The following is an 18,735-nucleotide window of genomic DNA, read 5'->3' as shown; positions in this document are numbered from 1 at the left end:
CGTTCCGGGGCGCTTATAAAATCATTATTTTTACAAAAATAATTAAAAGCGTCATTTTGTGCGGCCATGGGGCCTCTCGCGTCGCCAGACCGGCGACCACGAAATCTCAAGAGGGGCAATATGCGGACATCCATTCTCGCCGGCACGGCGCTTTTCGCGCTGTGCGTCAGCCTGGCCACGCCTGCCTTCGCAGCGGACGCGGGCGCTGCGGCCGCCGACGCCGCCGCCGCGCCGGCGGATGCCGCTCCGGCCGACCAGAGCGAGCAGGGCCCGGACGTGATCGTCACCGGCTCGACCCGCGCGCAGCGCCGGTTCGATGCCTCCTATGCGATCAACACGCTTTCGCAGGAGCAGATCGAGAAGATCGCGCCCGTCAATTTCGCCGACCTGATCGGCCAGCTCCCCGGCTTCCAGACCGAGATCACCGGCGGCGAAGTCCAGAACATCTATCGCATCCGCGGCCTGCCGAACGACGGCGGCTTCGTGAATTTCCAGCAGGACGGCCTGCCGCTGTTCCACGAGAATGACGGCGTCTTCTTCCGTGGCGACGCGATCCTGAAGCAGGATCTGATGACCGACCGCGTCGAAGTGGTGCGCGGCGGCCCGGCGCCGATCTACGCCAGCTATTCGGGCGCGATCATCAACGCCATCACCGTCACCGGCAAGGATCAGGCGCGCGGCAAGGCGCAGGTGACGCTCGGCGATACCGGCCTCTACCGGCTCGACGCCTATCAGGCGGGTCCGCTCTCCAGCGATACCTATTATGCGATCGGCGGCTTCCTCCGCTATCACGACGGCTATCGCGACAACGGCTTTCCGAACGACAAGGGCGGCCAGATCCGCGCGAACATCAAGCATGATCTCGCCAACGGTTCGATCAAGTTCAACGTCAATTACGTGAACGATCACAACGTCTTCTACCTGCCGATCCCGACGGCGGATCCGCGCAATCCCAGCGTGTCGCTGAACAAGTATATCGACTATTTCGACGGCACGATGAACTCGCCGGCCTTCCGGCACGTGAACCTCAAGTATCGCGACGGCAACGGCCAGATTCAGAGCCGCAACAGCGATCTGTCCGACGGCCGCCACATGCAGATGGTAAATGTCGGCGCGCAATATGAGGGCCATTTCGGCGAATGGCTGGTCGAGGCGAAGGCCGGTTACACGCAGGGCAAGCTCGACTTCACGGCCTTCTATTCCACGACCAATCCGGCCGACGGCAATACCTTCGCCAGCTCCTATCTCGCCCGCGCGCGCACCGCGTTCGGCGCCAACGTCACCTCGCTCGGCTATGTGCTGGCGGGCAGCAACACCGTCTATGATCCCTATTCGGCATCCGGCCTCGTGATGCAGGGCCAGTATCGCGACATCCACTCGAAATTCTATTCGGGCCAGGGCACCGTCACGGTCGCGCGCCGCTTCGATACCGGCCTCGGCAGCCACGATCTGAAGGTGGGCTTCTACGGCAGCCTCTATGGCGAGGACAGCAAGTCGCTCTATCAGAATTACCTGATCGAGGTGGCGGGCAAGCCGCGCACGCTGGATCTGGTCGCCTATTCGGCCACCGGTTCGGTGCTGGGCCGCGTGACCGACAATGGCGTGCTCAACTATGCCGCCACGCTGAACCAGGGCGATTCCGACGCGAAGATGTTCGCCTTCTACGGCAACGACACGTGGGAGATCGTGCCGGGCCTGAAGATCGACGCCGGCATCCGCTACGAACATTATAACTACACCGGCTGGGCGGCGCTCACCACGCAGGCGGACCTCGGCGACCGCACCACGCTGGCCGACGACACCACCCGCGCCTTCACCGGCGCGATCCTGAACCAGAAGCTGGCGACCCACGCCACCAACTGGACGGTCGGCGCCGATTATGACCTCAACAATCATATCGGCGTCTATGGCCGCGCCTCGCATCTCGAGACGCCGCCGAACGTGCAGACCGTGATGAGCATCAACCCGACGATCATCACCACTAAGGCCGATCAGTATGAAATCGGCCTGAAGCTCTCGAAGGGCCGTTCGTATCTGTACCTCACGGGCTTCTACACGAACTTCGATCCGCTCAACGCCTCGTTCCTCGCCTTCGACCCGACCACGGGCCGCAACGACGTGAACGTGCCTTTCATCGGCAAGGCCAAGGTGAAGGGCGTCGAGTTCGACGGCGCGCTGGCGCTCACCTCCTACTTCACGCTGAACGGCGCGCTGACGGTGAGCGATCCGAAGTACAAGAATTTCCAGAGCTCGACGGGCGCCGATCCGTCGCTGGCCGAGGGCAACCAGATCGTCCGCGAGCCGAAGATCTACGGCAATATCCGCCCGAGCTTCGACTTCAATACGCACGGCACCGACGTGTCGGTCTATGGCCGTTACACCTATATGGGTAAGCGCTATGTCGACGTGTACAACAACACGGCGCTGCCGGCGTACGGCACGATCGGCGCGGGCGTGACGCTCCGCCGCAAGGGGTGGCAGTTCCAGGTGGTGGGGGACAATCTGTTCAACGCGCACGGCCTGACCGAGGGCAATACCCGCACCGACTCGCTGAGCGGCCAGGGCAGCGCCGAGGCCATCTATGGTCGCCCGATCTTCGGCCGGAACTTCCGCTTCGTGATCGGCAAGTCCTGGTGACTTCTCGCCTGACCATCGCCGCGATGGCCTGCGTGGCCGTCGGGGCCTTCACCTTCGCCACCGCCACGGCTTTTGCCGGGGCGGATGGCGTAGGCTCCGTGCCACAGAGCGCGGCGGTGGCGGACAGCCTGTCCGACGCGCTCTCGGCCCGGCTCTTCCCGGTGCTGAGCGCGGCGGGGCGGCCCGATCGTCTCGCGGCGCTCTCCGCCCGGCCCGAGCTGAAGCGCGTGCTGGCCGATCGGGCGAAGCGCCGCGCCGTCTGCAGCACCGATCCCAAGGACGCGGCCGGCCCGAACTGCGCCGCCCAGGCGATGCTCTGGAGCGATGCCGAGACGGCGGCACTGGTCGCCGCACTCCAGAAAGTACCCGGCCTGGAGCGGTTCGCGGCCGATGATGGCCTCGCCGCGCAGGTTCGGCGCGAGGTGAGCGGCTTCAACACGATCGTGAACGTCTATGCGCTGGGTGCCGCGCCTAGCTATCCGCAGATCGACGGCCCCGGCATCCCCGCCGATGGCGTGGAAGCGCAGGCCCGCCTGCGCGCCGCGCTCGCCATCGCGCAGACGCCGCGCGCCGGATCGCTGCAGGCGCTGGACCCCTCGATCGAGTTCGGCATCGCCTTGCTCGACGCGCATGATCGCACCGACGCGATCGGCTTCGAGCCGCTGGCGGGTGGCTATAACGCCCCGGCCATGGCGCGCGCCAAGGGCATCGACTGGAGCGCGTATCGCTACAGCGCGATGATCATCCCCGGCTCGGGCCCGGAGGTGACGGAGATGCCGCTCAGCCAGCTCGGCAAGCTGCACGTCCGCCTCGCCGCCAATCGCTTCGCACGGGGCGACGTGGCGTTCATCATCGTCAGCGGCGGCCGCGCCCATCCGCGCGCCACCCGCTTCGCCGAGGCGATCGAGATGCGCGCGGCCCTGATCGAGCGCTACGGCGTGCCCGCCGACGCGATCGTGATCGAGCCTTATGCCCGCCACACCACCACCAACATGCGCAACGCCGCGCGCCTGCTGGTGACGATGGGCGCGCCGCTCGCGAAGGAGACGTTGGTCGTCAGCAATCCGCTGCAGAGCGCGAATATCGAGAGCGCGCTGTTCGCCGAGCGCAACCGCAAGGAACTGGGCTACGAGCCGGGCCGGATCGGCCGGCGCCTGTCGCCGACCGAGCTGGAATTCACGCCCTCCGCCACGTCCGTCCGCGTCGATCCGCACGATCCGCTCGACCCCTGATCCGGAGTACCGAGATGCGCCTTTCCCTGCTCGCGGCACTAGCCGCGCTTCCGCTCGCCTGCCTGCCCGCGCCCGCCTCGGCCTGGGGCGGCCGCGCCCATGAGGTGATCGATCACGCCGCTCTGGACGCGATCCCCGCCGACGGCCCGGTCTTCCTGCGGAAATACACCGATTATATCGCCGGCTCGGCCTCGCTGCCGGACAGCTGGCGGGGCGCGTCGGAAAATTTCTCGAAGATCGAGGAGGATCCCAACCACGGCTGGTTCAAGGAGCAGTTCACGTTCCTGACGCCGATCCCCCGCTCGCGCTACGAATTCATCCTCGCGCTCTACAAACGCTACGAGCAGATCAAGGATACGGATCCGGCGACGGCCGCGCGCACCAACGTGCGCTGGACGGGCACGCTGCCTTATGCCGCGATCGAGGCCTATGACCGGCTGGTCGTCTGCATGCGCTACGTGCGGCTGGCGAAAGCGGAAGGTCGCGACAGCGCTTTTCCCGAGCAGCATTGCGCGTTCCAGGTGATCCGGCTCGGCCATTATATCGGCGACGGCGCGCAGCCGCTCCACGATTCCATCCATAGCGACGGCTGGCGGGGCGATAACCCCAAGGGCTATACCCGCGACGGATCGGTCCACGGCCGCTTCGAGAGCCGCTTCGTCGACAGCATCCAACTGACGACGCGGGACATCGCCCCGCGCATCGGCGCGCCCGGCCACCGCAGCGGCGACATGTTCGATGCCGTCCTCGCCTTCCTCGACGACGCGTCCAGCCGGATGGAGAGCGTCTATGTCCTCGAGAAGCGCGACGGTTTCTCGAACTATGCGGACAAGGACGTGCGCGCGCTCGTCTATCGCCAGACGGCGGCAGGCGCCGCGATGCTGCGCGACATGATCTGCCGCGCCTGGGAGGAAAGCGCCGTGAAGCCCGCGCCGGTCGAGCCCTCGCCGCTCGATCCGAAAAATCCCCGCTTCAATCCCGAGACGGGTTCGGCCCCGGATTGAGGATGCGTACCCCGGCGGCGCGGTCGCGTCGTCGGGCCAGCGCCTTCACCAGCGCGCCGTGGCGGGCGTGCCCCATATCGAGCCGGCGCAGCACGAGGATCGCGGCGAGGCTGCCCGCGATCGGCAGCCCGAGCCCCAGTGCCAGCATGCCGATCCGCACCGCCATCGTCTGGGCCGCGCCGGGCGCATAGCCCAGCCCGTCGAGACACCAGCCGATCGCCGCCGTCGAGGCGGCACCGCTCGCCTTCACCACCACCAGATAGGCGGCGAACAGCCCCGTCTCCAGCCGCCGCCCGTGGCGCCACGCGACGAAATCCACCAGATCCGCCAGCAATCCCCACGGCAGCATATAGACGCTGGTGAGGCCGATCCCGATCACGACGCAGCAGCCCAGCAAAGCGGGCGGCCACGCCAGCGACAGGCCGAACAGCATCATCCCGCCGATCGCGACCATATGGCCGGCCGCCAGCAGCACGCTCTTGTCGTAGCGGCTCGTCAGCGCGGTCCACAGGAACACGCCGAGGAACTGGCCGATCGTCAGCGCGATCAGCATCGCGCTCACATCCGCCGGCCGCACCAGCACATAGCTGCCGATGTAGAGCAGCATCCGCACGAAGGCCGGCGCGGCGAAGCCGGTGACGATGCCGATCAGCGCCATCGCCAGCACCAGCCGGTCACGCACGGGCACCGCCAGCCCGTCCGTGGCGGCGGCCTCCGGGGAATCGGAGCCGCGCGAGGTCAGCGCCGATGCGGTGAGCGTCAGCGCGAAGACGATGCCGCCCGCCAGCCCGATCAGCGCCAGCCGCCCGAACGTCCCGCTGCCCGCCGCCGCCTGCACCGCCGGGGCGAGGATCGAGGCGACCGCGAGCGAGGCCGTGGTGCTGAAGAACAGGCGATAGCCGGAGATGCGCCCGCGCGTGCGGCTGTCGGGGCTGATCTGTGTCATCAGCGCATTGTGCGGCACGTCGATCACCGCATAGGCGCCCCGGAACACCAGCAATGTGATCGCCATGATCCACGCCTGCCGCGCGCCCAGCGCCGGCACGGCATAGAGCAGGGAGAATGCGGCGCCGCCCGGCACCGCGCCCGCGATGATCAGCCAGCGATAGCCCCGGCCCGATCGCCGCAGCCGGATCACCAGCGCCGCCGCCAGCAGATCGAACACCAGATCGCCCGCCAGCGCGATCAGCATCAGCGCGCCGGCGATGCCTGCGGAGACGCCGAACAGGTCGGTCAGCAGGAACAGGATGGTCGCATCGGCGCCGCCGAACGCGATATTCTTGCCGAAATTGCCCGAGGAATAAGCGAGGAGACGCGTCTCCTTCAGCATGCCGGGCAGGCGCGCCACCGGCCGGGCACGAAAAGCGGAGCGGTGGGGAGGTAACTGCATGGCGGGAGCGTCGCGAGGGACGGCAGGACCGATAGCCGCCTTGTCTTTCAGTTTCGCGACGCTCCGCCGCGACAGCGCGCCGCCGCTCCTCGGCGCCGAAATCGCCCGCGATAGTTGCACTTAATGCAACTGAAAGCGCCCGAACGGAGCCCCTGCAGGGGCCCGCCCGTGAGCCGCGCCGCTAGGCGGCTATAAGGGCAAATGGCGGCTTACCTCTCCAGCTTTTCTATTTTTTCGAAACATGAGGACAATCTTATCCGTGTTCCTGGAATAAACCGGACCCGTTAGACCTTCCTTACGCCAACGGAACCACGCACCAAAGGGAGACTGACGATGACGATTACTGCAACTGCAACCCCGGGCAAGTCGCTGCTCTCGCCGACCGACCACACCCTCGTCCTGATCGATTTCCAGTCGCAAATGTCGTTCGCGACCAAGTCGATCGCTCCAGAACTGCTCCGCAACAATGCCGCGCTCATCAGCCGCGGCGCCCAGTCGTTCGGCGTGTCCACGATCCTGACGACGGTGGCCGAAAAGAGCTTCTCCGGCCCGATGTTCGACGAGATCACCGAGGCCTTCCCGGGCCAGCCCCTGCTCGATCGTACCTCGATGAATACGTGGGAAGACGAAGGCGTGATCGCCGAGGTCAACCGCATCGGCAAGGAGCGCATCGTGTTCGCCGGTCTCTGGACCAGCGTCTGCATCGTCGGCCCCGTCGCCTCCGCGATCGATCAGGGCTTCGACTGCTACTTCATCGCCGATGCCTGCGGCGACATCTCGCCGGAAGCGCATGAGCGCGCCGTGCAGCGCATGATCCAGCTGGGCGCCAAGCCGATGACCTCGCTGCAATATCTGCTGGAACTGCAGCGCGACTGGGCTCGCACCGAAACCTACGACTCCACCACCGGCATCGCCCGCAAGTGGGGCGGCGCCTACGGCATCGGCATCACCTACGCCAAGTCGATGTTCGGCGCCTCCGAGGGCCAGCACTGATCGCCTCTTCCAATGGGGAGGCCCGGCCCTCCCCGTCCCTTTTCACCTCATCTCATCAAGGATTTTCATCATGGCTACTGTAACCACCAAGGACGGCGTCGAGATCTTCTACAAGGACTGGGGCTCGAAGGACGCCCAGCCGATCATGTTCCACCACGGCTGGCCGCTCTCGTCGGACGATTGGGACGCGCAGATGCTGTTCTTCGTGTCGAAGGGCTATCGCGTCGTCGCCCATGACCGGCGCGGCCATGGCCGCTCGGCGCAGGTCGGCTTCGGCCACGACATGGATCATTATGCGGCCGATGCGGCGGCGGTGGCCGAGCATCTCGACCTGCGCAACGCCATCCATATCGGCCACTCCACCGGCGGCGGCGAAGTCGCGGCCTATGTCGCCCGCTACGGCATTCCGCAGGGCCGCGTCGCCAAGGCGGTGCTGGTGAGCGCGGTGCCACCGATCATGCTGAAGACGGAGCGGTATCCGGGCGGCCTGCCGATCGAGGTGTTCGATGGCCTGCGCGCCGGGCTCGCCGCCAATCGCGCGCAATTCTTCCGCGATGTCGCCGCCGGTCCCTTCTATGGCTTCAATCGCGAAGGCGCGGACGTGAAGCCCGGCGTGATCGACAATTGGTGGCGCCAGGGCATGATGGGCAGCGCGCTCGCCCATTATGAAGGCATCAAGGCCTTCTCGGAGACCGACCAGACCGACGATCTGAAGGCGATCACCGTCCCCGCGCTCGTCCTGCAGGGCGATGACGATCAGGTGGTGCCGTACAAGAATGCCGCCGTCCTGCAGGCCGAACTCCTGCCGAACGCCACGCTGAAGATCTATCCCGGCTTCAGCCACGGCATGCTGACGGTGAATGCGGACGTGCTGAACGCCGATCTGCTCGCCTTCGTCCAGGCCTGATCCCGCGATCCCCGAGGAGACGAACGATGAAGCCCTATCTTCTCTCGCTTGCCGCCGGCCTGCTCGTCGGCGTCATCTACAGTCTCCTCGGGGTCCGGTCTCCGGCCCCACCCGCCATCGCCCTCATCGGCCTGCTGGGCATCCTCGTCGGCGAACAGGCCGCGCCTCTGCTCAAGCGGATCGGCTCGCGCGACACCGCCGTCGCCTATCTGCGCGATCACAGCGCCCGCCATATCTTCGGCCGCCTGCCGGGCCACGACGCATGACGCTCACCCGCCGCCAGACGCTCGTGGGTGCCGCCGCCACCGCCGCACTCTCTTCTTCCCTTCTCGCCCAACGGACCCGCCCGATGACCGACACCATCATCATCAACGCCAAGGTGACGACGCTCGATCGCGAAAATCCGCAGGCCGAGGCGGTCGCGATCCGCGACGGCAAGTTCCTCGCGGTCGGCAGCGAGGCGGAGGTCCGCGCGGCCGCACCCCACGCCACCGTGATCGATGCCGGCCGCCGCCGCCTGATCCCCGGCCTGATCGACAGCCACATGCACATCATCCGCGGCGGGCTGAACTATAATATGGAGCTGCGCTGGGAAGGCGTGCCGAGCCTGGCCGAGGCGATGGCGATGCTGAAGCGGCAGGTGGACAACACCCCCGCCCCGCAATGGGTGCGCGTCGTCGGCGGCTTTACAGAGCATCAGTTCGCCGAGAAGCGCCTGCCCACGATCGCCGAGCTGAACGCGGTCGCGCCCGACACGCCCGTCTTCATCCTCCACCTCTATGACCGCGCCCTGCTCAACGCCGCCGCCCTGCGCGTCGTCGGCTATACGAAGGACACGCCCAACCCGCCCGGCGGCGAGATCGTGCGCGATGCCGCCGGCAATCCCACCGGGCTGCTGCTGGCCCAGCCCAACGCCACGATCCTCTATTCAACGCTCGCCAAGGGGCCGAAGCTGCCCCCCGATTATCAGATCAACTCCACCCGCCACTTCATGCGCGAGGTGAACAGCCTCGGCGTCACCGGCGTGATCGATGCGGGCGGCGGCTTCCAGAATTATCCCGACGATTATCAGATCATCGAGAAGCTCCACGCCGACGATCAGTTGACCGTCCGCATCAGCTACAACCTCTTCACGCAGAAGCCGAAGGAAGAACTGGCCGACTTTTCCGGCTGGGTGAAGCAGGTGACGCCGGGCCAGGGCGACGACACCTATCGCCACAATGGCGCGGGCGAGATGCTCGTCTATTCCGCCGCCGATTTCGAGGATTTCCGGGTCGCGCGTCCGGACATGCCGCCGAACATGGAAGGCGATCTGGAGCCGGTGATCCGCCTGCTCGCCGAGCATCGCTGGCCGTGGCGCCTGCACGCCACCTATGACGAGACGATCGGCCGCGCGCTGGACGTCTATGAAAAGGTCAACCGCGACATCCCGCTGCACGGGATCAACTGGTTCTTCGATCATGCCGAGACGATCAGTGATCGCAATATCGATCGCATCGCCGCGCTCGGCGGCGGCATCGCCGTCCAGCATCGCATGGCCTATCAGGGCGAATATTTCGTCGAGCGTTACGGCGCCAAGGCGGCCGAGCGCACGCCGCCCATCGCCCGGATGCTGGCGGCGGGCATTCCCGTCGGCGCCGGCACCGATGCCACCCGCGTCGCCAGCTACAATCCGTGGGTGTCGCTGAACTGGCTCGTCACCGGCAAGACGGTCGGCGGCCTCGGCCTTTATCCCTCCGCCAACCGTATGAGCCGCGAGAAGGCGCTGCGCATGTGGACGCACGAAAATACGTGGTTCTCCAACGAGATCGGCAAGAAGGGGCAGATCAAGGCGGGCCAGCTCGCCGATCTCGCTTTGCTCACCGCCGACTATTTCAGCGTGGCCGAAAGCGACATTCCGCACATCCGCTCGGTCCTCACCCTGCTCGGCGGCAAGGTGGTGTACGGCGAGGGCGACTATGCGCCGCTGGCCCCGGCCCTGCCCAGGCCCATGCCCGACTGGTCCCCGGTCGCCACCTTCGGCGGCTATCATCGCGAGCCGGAGACGGCTGCGAAGCTCGCCAGCGCCTGCGGCTGCGCCTCGGCCTGCTCCGTCCACGGCCACGATCATGCCGCCTCGCTTGGCGCCACTGTTCCGGCCGCCGATGTCCAGACCTTCTGGGGCGCGCTCGGCTGCGGCTGCTGGGCCGTGTGACGCCGTCACCCGGCCCCTCCGATCACGGCGGGGCCGGGAAACTATTCAAGAATATCGAACATCATCGCCGATTTTATTCGGATCGATGCGATGTCACGCGCACCCTAGACCTGTGTTCACACCGAACGGGGCCCACGCCTCTCAACCGGAGCAACGGACATGAACCGCCTCACGCTGATTTTGACGACAGCCCTGATCGCCGTCACCCCCGCCACCTCTTTCGCTCGGGAAGCCCCCGAAACCGCTACCGCCGATCACGCCATCGGCCCGCAATATGACACCACCCATGTCTATGTAGCGCCGGGCGATTTCGATCGCTTCGTCACCAGCCTCACCGCCACCTTCGGCGGCACCGCCACGAAGAAAGGCGAGTTCCAGGTCACCCCCACGACCAGCAAGACGATGTCGCAGCTCGTGCTGACGCCCGCCGGCTCGCTCTCGGTCTTCGGCTTCCTCACGCCCGTCCCCGTGCCCTTCGGTGCCGAGCGGACCGGCTATCTCGTCGACGACATGGACGCCGCCGTCGCCTCGGCGCGCAAGGCCGGCGCCGCCCGCCTGATCACCACCTTCCTGGATCCGATCGGCCGCGACGTGGTCGTGCAGTGGGCGGGCGGCGTGAACATGCAGCTCTACTGGCACACCACCAAGCCGAACTATCCGGCGCTGGCGACGGTGCCCGAAAACCGCATCTACCTGACCTCGGACGTGGCCGACACGTTCCTGCGCCAGTGGAGCGGCTTCGCCCACGCCAAGGTCCTGTCCGACGACAAGGCCGCGCCCGGCGCCGAGATCGGCCGCCCCGGCACCACCTATCGCCGCGTCCGCCTCAGCTCCGGCTATGGCAAGATGGCGGTGATCGTCTCGGACGGTCAGCTGCCCTGGCCCTATGGCCGCGACATGACCGGCTATGAGGTCAGCGACCTGACCGCGACGCTGGCCAAGGCTGCGGCCGCCGGCGTGGAAATGCTCGTTCCCGCCCATGACGAAGGCGACCGCACCGCCGCGCTCGTCCGCTTCCCCGGCGGCTATATCGCCGAGATCCACGCGCCGGTGGCCAAGTGACCACGCCGCGCTCCATCGCCTTCATTCTCGACTGGCGCCCCACCGTCTTCGCCGCCCGCCTGCTGCTGTGCGGCGCCTATCTGCTCGGCGGCATCGTGAAGGCGAGCGACTGGAGCGCGGCCGTCGCCGAGCAGGCGCATTTCGGCATGAGCCCGCCCGCTCTGTGGGCCGCGCTCACGATCGCGGTCGAGCTGGTCGGGCCGCTGCTGATCCTCACCGGCCGGCTGGCGTGGCTGGGCGCAGGGATGCTGGGCGTGTTCACCCTGCTCGCCGCGATCACCGCCAACGCCTTCTGGGCGATGCCCGCCGGCGAGGCGCGCTTCATGGCGACCAACGCCTTCTTCGAGCATCTCGGCCTGATCGGCGGCTTCATCCTCGTAGCCCTCGTGGCCCACGTCGCGGAGCGCCCGCGCCGTGCGTAAGCTCGCCCCCCTCCTCGCCGTGCTGGCAGCGGCGCCCGCCGCCGCCCAGTCCGGCGAGCCGTGGGAGCCGCCGACGCTCACCACCACGCGCTATGACGAGGACTGGTCGAACCTGGCCGATCCCGCCGCGCGCGCCGGGCGCTGGACCGAAGACTTCAAATATATCCCGCTGGGCGACGACGCCTATCTCACCACCGGCGCCGAACTGCGCCTGCGCAACGAGGCCTATCGCGACAATCAGTGGGGAGGCGGCCCCGCTCCGAACGACGGCTATCTCTGGGCTCGCTTCGTGCCCCATGCCGATCTTCATGTCGGCCGGGTGCGCGCCTTCGTCCAGCCGATCGCGGCCTATGCCGTGGGCGTGAAGCCCTCCGCCAGTCCCGTGGACCAGACGCGCGTGGATCTGCTGCAGGGCTTCGTCGATGTCCGGCTGGGCGAGGCGAAGACGGGCGACGCGGCGGGCACCGGCATCACGCTGCGCGCCGGCCGCCAGATGCTCTCGCTCGGCACCGAGCGGCTGGTCGGCACGCGCTATGGCCCGAACGTTCCGCTGGCCTTCGACGGCGCCCGCGCGCTCGTCTCGCTCAACGGCGCCACCGTCAGCCTGCTCGCGGTGCGCCCGGTCCAGCCGGGCCCCGGCACGTTCGACGATCGCCGCTCGCGCACCAAATCCCTGTGGGGCGCCTATGCCACGATCCCCGGCATCGGCCTCGATCTCTATTATCTCGGCTATCGCAACACGGCCGCCAAATTCGGCGATCAATCCGGCCGCGAGCTGCGCCACAGCATCGGCGCGCGCTCGTTCGGCACGGCGGGCGACTGGCACTGGAATGTCGAGGGCATCGGCCAGTTCGGCCAGTTCGCCGGCAGCCGCATTGCCGCCTGGACTGTGGGCACGGAAATCGGCCGCCGCTTCCCGCAGGCGCCGTTCGCGCCCGATGCGGTGCTGCGCGTCAACGTGGTGAGCGGCGACAAACATCGCAGCGACGATCGGCTGAACACGTTCAACGCGCTCTTTCCCAAGGGCAAATATTTCGGCGAGCTGTCGCCGGTCGGCCCCACCAACATCATCAGCGTCAATCCGCGCGTGGGGATGGCGCTGGGCGGCGGCATCACCGCCAGCCTCGCCGGCATGGCCTATTGGCGCCAGTCCAAGGCGGACGGCGTGTACGACATCCCCGGCAATCTGATCCGCGCGCCGGGCGATGCCACGGCGCGCTTCATCGGCAAGGAAGCCGAGGCGACGATCGCCTGGCAGGCCACGCCCGAACTGGAGCTTTCCACCTCGCTCTCGGCCTTCGTGCCGGGCGGCTTCATCCGCCAGACCGGCTCCGGCAAGACGATCGGCATGCTGGGCTGCGAGGCCAATTTCCGTTTCTGACATCACGCATTTTCAGGGAGTGTCCCATGGCTGACGACATCAAGAGCGGGATGGATCCGCGCGTACCTCTGCTCCTGCTGCTCTCGGTCACGACCGGGCTGGTGGATGCGGCGAGCGTCCTCGGCCTCGGCAAGGTCTTCACCGCAAACATGACGGGCAATGTCGTGTTCCTCGGCTTCGCGGCGGCGGGCACGCCGGGCTTCAGGGTGGCGCCGTTCGTCATCGCGATCCTGAGCTTTCTCGTCGGCGCGCTGATCGCGGGCCGCACCGCGCGGATATATGCCGGCCTGAGCGAACGGCGCTGGCTGCTGACGGCCGCGCTGGTCGAGACGGTGTTGCTCTGGATCGCAGCCTTCGTCGCGCGCGGCTTCGACGTGGCCAGCCAGTCGCCCGATCCGGCCCTGTTCGCGATCATCGCGCTGACGGGCCTCGCCATGGGCTTCCGCAACGCCACGATCCGTTCGCTCAAGGTCGCCGATCTCACCACCACCGTTCTGACGCTGACGCTCACCGGCATCGCGGCCGATTCCGGCGCGGCCGGCGGCGGCAACCCCAATTGGGGCCGCCGCATCGCCGCCGTGATCGCGATCTTCGCGGGTGCCGCGATCGGCGCGTGGCTGCTCTTTCACGTCGGGCTGGCGGCGCCGCTGGCGGTGGCGGGCGGGCTGGTGCTGCTGGGGACGATCGCCTGCGCGCTCCACCCCGCCATGCGACGTCCGATCTAATCCTTCGCCACGCCGGTCATGCTCCCCATCACGCCGTCGCGCCGGATCAGGCCATGGAACAAAGCGGCGCCGAGATGGGCGAGGATGATGCCGAAGAAGCCGAACGCCATCACCCCATGGAGCAGCCGCAGCCAGCCATAGACGATCCCGTTCGGCGGCAGGATCGGGACCAGCACGAAGCCCTTCCACAGCGTCACCGGATAGCCCGCCGCCGACTGCATCGCCCAGCCCATCAGAGGCATGCCGATCATCAGCGCATAGAGCAGATAATGCGATCCCTTCGCGGCCAGCACCTGGATGGCGGGCAGATCGGCGGGAAGCGGCGGCGGCCGGTGCGTGATCCGCACCACCAGCCGCACCAGCGCCAGCAGCAGGATCGCGATCCCGATCGGCCGGTGCCAGGCGAGCAGCTCGGGATAGCGGGCGGTGGTGGTCGAAACCATGCCGATGCCGATCAGCAGCATGGCGAGGATCAGCGCCGCCATCGTCCAGTGGAGAATGCGGGCGGGCAGCGCGAACAATGCGGTCGGGCGGCGGCTCATTTGCCTTCTCCTTCGCTCTTGGCCTGGGTCAGCGCATCCGGGTGCGGCCCCTCGATCGTGCGCCGCCGGTAGGAGGCGGAGTAAGCGGCCGATCGCGCGGGCAGCAGCGGATCGTCCGAGGCGGCCACGCCCTCCGGCAGGATCAACGGATCGAAATTGACGTCGCGGCAGCCGCCCGCCTCTTCGGTCGCGGCCTTGTCCAGCACGAGCGTACCGACATCCACCTGACGATGCGCGCCGGTCCAGCGCACGGTGGCATTGTCGGTGCGGTCGCCGGGGTTCGCCTCGACGATCACGAGATGCCACTTCAGCGGCCCCTTGCCGATCCGACCGATCAGTTCGTCGAACAGGACATCGCGCGGCATCGCGTCCAGCTTCGCCTTGTCCAGCGCCGCGAAGGGCGCCTCGGGCACGAACTGCCAGCGCACGAAGCGCTCGCTTCCCTTCGCATCGATGAAGCGGAAGGCGTTGATGCTGTAATAGGTGCCGTTGGCGAAGCTGGAGGGCAGAGGCGCGGTCTTCATATAGTCCATGAAGGCCCTGGTTTCGGGATGCGTCGCCACGAACGCCTTCACCTTGTCCGGATCGGGCTTGCCGGTTTTGGGATCGGGGATGCCCGCTTTCTGCAGCGCCACGAAATCCGCAGGGTTGGAGACGATGAAGATCGGCGTGTGATCCACCGCCATCCGCCACTCCTCACCACCGGGCAGCGAGAAGCGCAGGCCGAGCGCGTGGAACACGTTGCGCCCGTCGGTCGCCAGCGGATTGCCGCCGCCGGTGGAGAAGCGTCCGGTCACGGGCACCGTCCCCGCCGGAAACAGAGCGGCACGGGAGAGCGCCACGCCCGCCCCGTTCGCCTCGAACCGGCCGCTCACGCACAGCCCCTTCGCATGGGCGCGACGGAAGCCCGGAAAGACCTTGCCGTTCGCCGCCTGCAGCGCGTCGGCCACCTTGCCGCCGCTGATCCGGGCGGGCGAGAGGAAGCCGCCGACCCAGGCGAACAGCAGCACGATCGCAGCGAGGACGACGCCGATGACGGCAAGCCTCGGCAGGGCATGTTTCGGTAACGGCATCGGCTGATCTCCCAACTGCGATCATCATATTCGCCGCGCGCCGGGGCGTCGTTACATACTTCGCTATGGAGTGCGCGTCCCGGCCGGCGGCTGGCCGGAACCCCGAACGGGTCCCGGCCTCGTCGCCCGGATCAGATCTGCGCCTGCCCGCCATCGACGAAGAGTTCGACGCCGTTGACGAAGCTCGCCTCGTCCGATGCCAGGAACAGCACGGTCCGCGCGATCTCCTCCGGCTGGCCGACGCGGCCGAGCGGGATCAGGCTGGCGAGATAATCCTTCGTGCCCTGCGCCTGATCGCCGCCGCCGAACAGATCGTTGAGGCCTTCCGTGTCGGTCACGCCGGGGCTCACCGTGTTCACGCGGATGTGGCGATCCTTCAGGTCGAGGATCCAGTTGCGCGCGAAGTTGCGCACCGCCGCCTTGGTCGCCGAATAGACGCTGAAGGCGGGCGTACCCGAAATGCCGGTCGTCGATCCGGTCAGAATCACCGAGGCGCCGTCCTTCAGCAGCGGCAGCGCCTTCTGCACGGTGAAGAGCACGCCCTTCACGTTCGTATCGAAGATGCTCTGATAATGCTCCTCGGTGATCGCGCCGATCGGCAGCATCGTGCCGCCGCCGGCATTGGCGAAGACCACGTCGATCTGCGCATGCTTCTGCTGGACGGCATCGTAGAGGCGATCGATGTCGGCGAGGTTGGCCATGTCGCCGCGCACGCCCGTCACCTTGCCGCCGATCGTCTTCACCGCCGCATCCAGCGTTTCCTGGCGCCGGCCGGTGATGAACACCGAAGCACCCTCGTCCGAGAAGGCCTTGGCCGTCGCGAGGCCGATGCCGCTCGTGCCGCCGGTCACCACCACGACCTTGCCGTTGAACCTGTTCGTCATCGTCTGTCTCCTTGGGTAGCCGGCGGATCGCCGGTGCCCCTCGTAGATGCGGCGAGAACGATGATGCCTGTAGCGGGCAAATATGGCACTTAGCGTTCCATTGGAGGAACGCTGATGCGCATCGACCTGAACGATTACGCCTATTTCGCCGAGGTCGTGGCGCATGGCGGCTTCGCGGCGGCGGGCCGCGCGCTGCGTGAACCGAAGTCGAAGCTCAGCCGGCGCGTTGCCGGGCTGGAGGAGAGGCTGGGGCTGCGCCTGATCGAGCGCTCCAGCCGCCGCTTCCGCGTCACCGACACGGGGCAGGCCTTTTACGAGCGCTGCCGCGCGATGCTGGCGGAGGCGGAGCAGGCCGAGGCGCTGGTGGTGCAGGCGCAGGCAGAGCCGCATGGCCGCGTGCGCTTCAGTTGCCCGACGGGGATGCTGCAGCCCATATCGGGGCTGATCTCGTCCTTCCTTTCCCGCTATCCGAAAGTGCGGTTGCAGTTGATCGCCACCGATCGCGCGGTCGACCTGATCGAGGAGCGGATCGATCTGGCGCTGCGCGTACGCGGCAGCCTCACCAGCGATGCGGCGCTCACGATGCGCTCGCTGGGGCGATCGACGCGCATCCTCGTCGCCGCTCCCCGGCTGGCCTCACAGATCAGCAATGTCGATCAGCTCGTCGCCTGTCCCGTTCTGGCGACGAACGATGCGGCCGACGATCTGGAATGGCATCTGGAAGCGGAGGATGGTGCCAAGCGCGTGCTGCTCGTCACGCCGCGGCTGGGCTGCGAAAGCATGACGGCGGTGCGCGACGCCGCGATCGAGGGGCTCGGCGTCGCCATCCTGCCCGATCATGTCTGTAGCGAGGCATTGGCGGCGGGGCGGCTGGTGCGCGTGCTGCCGGCATGGCGCGGGCTGCAGGGCATCGTGCATCTGGTCTTCACGACGCGGCGCGGACTGCCGCCGGCGGTCCGCGCGCTGATCGATCATCTGGCGGCGGGGTTTCCCCGCGACGTGCTCGGCGGGAGCGCCTGAGGCGACATCCGTGCCGAGCCCGCGCGCGGCATCAATCCCTGCGCTCGTTCGTCTCGCGCGCGGCCAGTTCGGTCTGGCACGTGCTGCTGGCCGCCGCCTGCGGGGTCAGCGGAATCTTGCCCGTCTGGTGGTGGTTGGTCGCGGTGCGGCACGTTTCGCGCGCCAGCGGGCGATAGCTTTTGGTCGGGGTCTTGCCGGAGGTTCCGGCCTGTTCGACATGCGTGTCGTGCACGCTCTGGGCGAGCGCGGGCATCGCCGGAAGCAGCGCGATCGCGGCAAGGGTGGCAAAGAAACGACGCACGATATAGTCTCCTGTTGAACCGGAAACGGCCCTGACGACCGTCTCCATCCAGACGTAATCGAGACATATTTCCAGCCTCGGGCGCGTTCGTAAGGAAGCATGTCGCGGAACCTGCCGGGCGGTTGCGAGTACGTGACAAATCATTGCTAGCCGGGAGTTTCCGCGCAAACGGCGTTACAATGGTTGATCGACGGAAAGCACCTTCCTAGGTCCCTCGGGACACTGAACGGACATATTGAGAGCCATCGAATGACCCCCTCCATCGTCATCGTCGAGGATGATCCCGCGCTCCGCACGCTCACGGCCCGCGCGCTTCAGGAAAATGGCTATTTCGTTCGCACGGCGTCCACCGCGCCCGAAATGTGGATCGCGTTCGAGGGCGGGCCGGTCGATCTCGTTTTGCTCGATATCATGCTGCCCGGCACCAGCGGCATCGAGCTGTGCCGCCAGATCCGCAAGCAGTCCGAAGTGCCGATCATCTTCATCAGCGCCAAGGGCAGCGAGCCGGATCGCGTGATCGGCCTCGAGATCGGCGCCGACGACTATCTCGCCAAGCCTTTCTCCACGCGCGAACTGATCGCCCGCGTCCGCGCCGTCCTGCGTCGCGGCGGGCTGGAGCGCCAGCAGGCCGGCACGCGCGAGAGCGAGGCGCATTTCGACGGCAACATCCTCAATTTCCCGCGCCGCGAGCTGCGCAGCCCGACCGGCGCCGTGATCGATCTTACCGGCGCCGAATTCGATCTGCTCGCCACCTTCGTCGGCCAGCCCCAGCGCGTCATCTCGCGCGAGCGGCTGATCGAGCTGTCGCGCACCCGCCTCGGCGACGCCTCCGATCGCAGCATCGACGTTCTCGTCAGCCGGCTGCGGCGCAAGCTCTCGTCCGATGGCAAGAATGCGCCGATCACCACCGTGCGCGGCGTCGGCTACATGCTGAATGCCGAGGTGGCGCGCGCCTGATGGGACGTTCG

General features: G+C 67.3%; 18 protein-coding genes. 13 read left to right on the top strand and 5 right to left on the bottom strand.

Annotation, left to right across the window (positions count from 1 at the left end):
• Positions 1-120: 120 nt before the first annotated feature.
• The 3 genes from HL653_RS14240 to HL653_RS24290 are packed head-to-tail and all read left to right on the top strand — an operon-like array spanning position 121 to position 4,873.
• Positions 121-2,637 (top strand): TonB-dependent receptor, encoded by a 2,517-nt coding sequence (locus HL653_RS14240; RefSeq protein ID WP_171745097.1) that lies wholly within the window; start codon positions 121-123, stop codon positions 2,635-2,637.
• Positions 2,634-3,869: a YdcF family protein gene (locus HL653_RS14235; protein ID WP_253716883.1), complete on the top strand. Its 1,236-nt coding sequence runs from the start codon at positions 2,634-2,636 to the stop codon at positions 3,867-3,869. The genes HL653_RS14240 and HL653_RS14235 overlap by 4 nt, the downstream gene beginning before the upstream one ends.
• Before the next feature lie 14 nt (positions 3,870-3,883).
• Entirely contained in the window at positions 3,884-4,873 is a 990-nt protein-coding gene (locus HL653_RS24290; RefSeq protein ID WP_253716881.1) for a nuclease, read from the top strand.
• Here HL653_RS24290 and HL653_RS14230 read toward each other — a convergent pair.
• Positions 4,842-6,263 carry an MFS transporter gene (locus HL653_RS14230; protein ID WP_253716879.1) on the bottom strand — a complete coding sequence of 474 codons (1,422 nt, stop codon included), beginning with the start codon at positions 6,261-6,263 and terminating at the stop codon, positions 4,842-4,844. The genes HL653_RS24290 and HL653_RS14230 overlap by 32 nt on opposite strands.
• A 333-nt stretch (positions 6,264-6,596) precedes the next feature.
• On the opposite strand from HL653_RS14230, the gene HL653_RS14225 reads away from it, so the two are divergent.
• From HL653_RS14225 to HL653_RS14190, 8 genes are all read left to right on the top strand, one after another.
• Positions 6,597-7,256, top strand: coding sequence for a hydrolase (locus tag HL653_RS14225; RefSeq protein WP_171745096.1), 660 nt, complete (start codon positions 6,597-6,599; stop codon positions 7,254-7,256).
• Positions 7,257-7,326: 70 nt separating this feature from the next.
• Positions 7,327-8,163: an alpha/beta fold hydrolase gene (locus HL653_RS14220; protein WP_171745095.1), complete on the top strand. Its 837-nt coding sequence runs from the start codon at positions 7,327-7,329 to the stop codon at positions 8,161-8,163.
• A gap of 26 nt (positions 8,164-8,189) precedes the next feature.
• Complete coding sequence (locus HL653_RS14215; RefSeq protein ID WP_171745094.1) at positions 8,190-8,429, top strand: XapX domain-containing protein; 240 nt, start codon at positions 8,190-8,192, stop codon at positions 8,427-8,429.
• Between the two features lie 83 nt (positions 8,430-8,512).
• Positions 8,513-10,357 carry an amidohydrolase gene (locus HL653_RS14210; protein WP_171746991.1) on the top strand — a complete coding sequence of 615 codons (1,845 nt, stop codon included), beginning with the start codon at positions 8,513-8,515 and terminating at the stop codon, positions 10,355-10,357.
• A gap of 159 nt (positions 10,358-10,516) precedes the next feature.
• Positions 10,517-11,419, top strand: coding sequence for a glyoxalase (locus HL653_RS14205; RefSeq protein ID WP_171745093.1), 903 nt, complete (start codon positions 10,517-10,519; stop codon positions 11,417-11,419).
• Complete coding sequence (locus HL653_RS14200; protein WP_171745092.1) at positions 11,416-11,841, top strand: DoxX family protein; 426 nt, start codon at positions 11,416-11,418, stop codon at positions 11,839-11,841. The genes HL653_RS14205 and HL653_RS14200 overlap by 4 nt, the downstream gene beginning before the upstream one ends.
• Positions 11,834-13,222 (top strand): alginate export family protein, encoded by a 1,389-nt coding sequence (locus tag HL653_RS14195; protein ID WP_171745091.1) that lies wholly within the window; start codon positions 11,834-11,836, stop codon positions 13,220-13,222. Before HL653_RS14200 ends, HL653_RS14195 begins: the two co-directional genes overlap by 8 nt.
• A gap of 26 nt (positions 13,223-13,248) precedes the next feature.
• Positions 13,249-13,947, top strand: a complete 699-nt coding sequence (locus HL653_RS14190) for a YoaK family protein (protein ID WP_253716877.1) — start codon at positions 13,249-13,251, stop codon at positions 13,945-13,947.
• Here the strand turns inward: HL653_RS14190 and HL653_RS14185 are convergent.
• From HL653_RS14185 to HL653_RS14175, 3 genes are all read right to left on the bottom strand, one after another.
• Complete coding sequence (locus HL653_RS14185) at positions 13,944-14,489, bottom strand: cytochrome b (protein WP_171745090.1); 546 nt, start codon at positions 14,487-14,489, stop codon at positions 13,944-13,946. The genes HL653_RS14190 and HL653_RS14185 overlap by 4 nt on opposite strands.
• Positions 14,486-15,562, bottom strand: a complete 1,077-nt coding sequence (locus HL653_RS14180) for a catalase family peroxidase (protein WP_171745089.1) — start codon at positions 15,560-15,562, stop codon at positions 14,486-14,488. Before HL653_RS14180 ends, HL653_RS14185 begins: the two co-directional genes overlap by 4 nt.
• Before the next feature lie 131 nt (positions 15,563-15,693).
• A complete protein-coding gene (locus HL653_RS14175; RefSeq protein ID WP_171745088.1) occupies positions 15,694-16,446 on the bottom strand; it encodes an SDR family NAD(P)-dependent oxidoreductase in 753 nt (250 codons plus the stop codon).
• 114 nt (positions 16,447-16,560) lie between these two features.
• Here HL653_RS14175 and HL653_RS14170 point away from each other — a divergent pair, with 114 nt between their 5' ends.
• Complete coding sequence (locus HL653_RS14170) at positions 16,561-17,466, top strand: LysR family transcriptional regulator (protein ID WP_171745087.1); 906 nt, start codon at positions 16,561-16,563, stop codon at positions 17,464-17,466.
• 31 nt (positions 17,467-17,497) lie between these two features.
• Here the strand turns inward: HL653_RS14170 and HL653_RS14165 are convergent, their stop codons facing one another.
• Positions 17,498-17,767, bottom strand: coding sequence for a hypothetical protein (locus HL653_RS14165; RefSeq protein ID WP_171745086.1), 270 nt, complete (start codon positions 17,765-17,767; stop codon positions 17,498-17,500).
• Between the two features lie 249 nt (positions 17,768-18,016).
• Between HL653_RS14165 and HL653_RS14160 the strand changes: the two genes are divergently transcribed.
• A complete protein-coding gene (locus tag HL653_RS14160; protein WP_171745085.1) occupies positions 18,017-18,724 on the top strand; it encodes a response regulator transcription factor in 708 nt (235 codons plus the stop codon).
• The last annotated feature ends 11 nt before the right edge of the window (positions 18,725-18,735 follow it).

Source organism: Sphingomonas sp. AP4-R1 (assembly GCF_013113735.1).
Taxonomy (GTDB): Bacteria; Pseudomonadota; Alphaproteobacteria; order Sphingomonadales; family Sphingomonadaceae; genus Sphingomonas_I.
The sequence above is the reverse complement of the archived record's forward strand: the minus strand, read 5'-3'. Positions and strand labels throughout refer to the sequence as shown.

Excerpts from the sequence above, each read along its gene's own strand:
- HL653_RS14180 (WP_171745089.1), bottom strand. The coding sequence starts at position 15,562 with ATGCCGTTACCGAAACATGCCCTGCCGAGGCTTGCCGTCATCGGCGTC.
- HL653_RS14215 (WP_171745094.1), top strand. The coding sequence starts at position 8,190 with ATGAAGCCCTATCTTCTCTCGCTTGCCGCCGGCCTGCTCGTCGGCGTC.
- HL653_RS14160 (WP_171745085.1), top strand. The coding sequence starts at position 18,017 with ATGACCCCCTCCATCGTCATCGTCGAGGATGATCCCGCGCTCCGCACG.
- HL653_RS14225 (WP_171745096.1), top strand. The coding sequence starts at position 6,597 with ATGACGATTACTGCAACTGCAACCCCGGGCAAGTCGCTGCTCTCGCCG.
- HL653_RS14190 (WP_253716877.1), top strand. The coding sequence starts at position 13,249 with ATGGCTGACGACATCAAGAGCGGGATGGATCCGCGCGTACCTCTGCTC.
- HL653_RS14170 (WP_171745087.1), top strand. The coding sequence starts at position 16,561 with ATGCGCATCGACCTGAACGATTACGCCTATTTCGCCGAGGTCGTGGCG.
- HL653_RS14220 (WP_171745095.1), top strand. The coding sequence starts at position 7,327 with ATGGCTACTGTAACCACCAAGGACGGCGTCGAGATCTTCTACAAGGAC.
- HL653_RS14205 (WP_171745093.1), top strand. The coding sequence starts at position 10,517 with ATGAACCGCCTCACGCTGATTTTGACGACAGCCCTGATCGCCGTCACC.
- HL653_RS14230 (WP_253716879.1), bottom strand. The coding sequence starts at position 6,263 with ATGCAGTTACCTCCCCACCGCTCCGCTTTTCGTGCCCGGCCGGTGGCG.
- HL653_RS14185 (WP_171745090.1), bottom strand. The coding sequence starts at position 14,489 with ATGAGCCGCCGCCCGACCGCATTGTTCGCGCTGCCCGCCCGCATTCTC.
- HL653_RS24290 (WP_253716881.1), top strand. The coding sequence starts at position 3,884 with ATGCGCCTTTCCCTGCTCGCGGCACTAGCCGCGCTTCCGCTCGCCTGC.
- HL653_RS14240 (WP_171745097.1), top strand. The coding sequence starts at position 121 with ATGCGGACATCCATTCTCGCCGGCACGGCGCTTTTCGCGCTGTGCGTC.
- HL653_RS14210 (WP_171746991.1), top strand. The coding sequence starts at position 8,513 with ATGACCGACACCATCATCATCAACGCCAAGGTGACGACGCTCGATCGC.
- HL653_RS14175 (WP_171745088.1), bottom strand. The coding sequence starts at position 16,446 with ATGACGAACAGGTTCAACGGCAAGGTCGTGGTGGTGACCGGCGGCACG.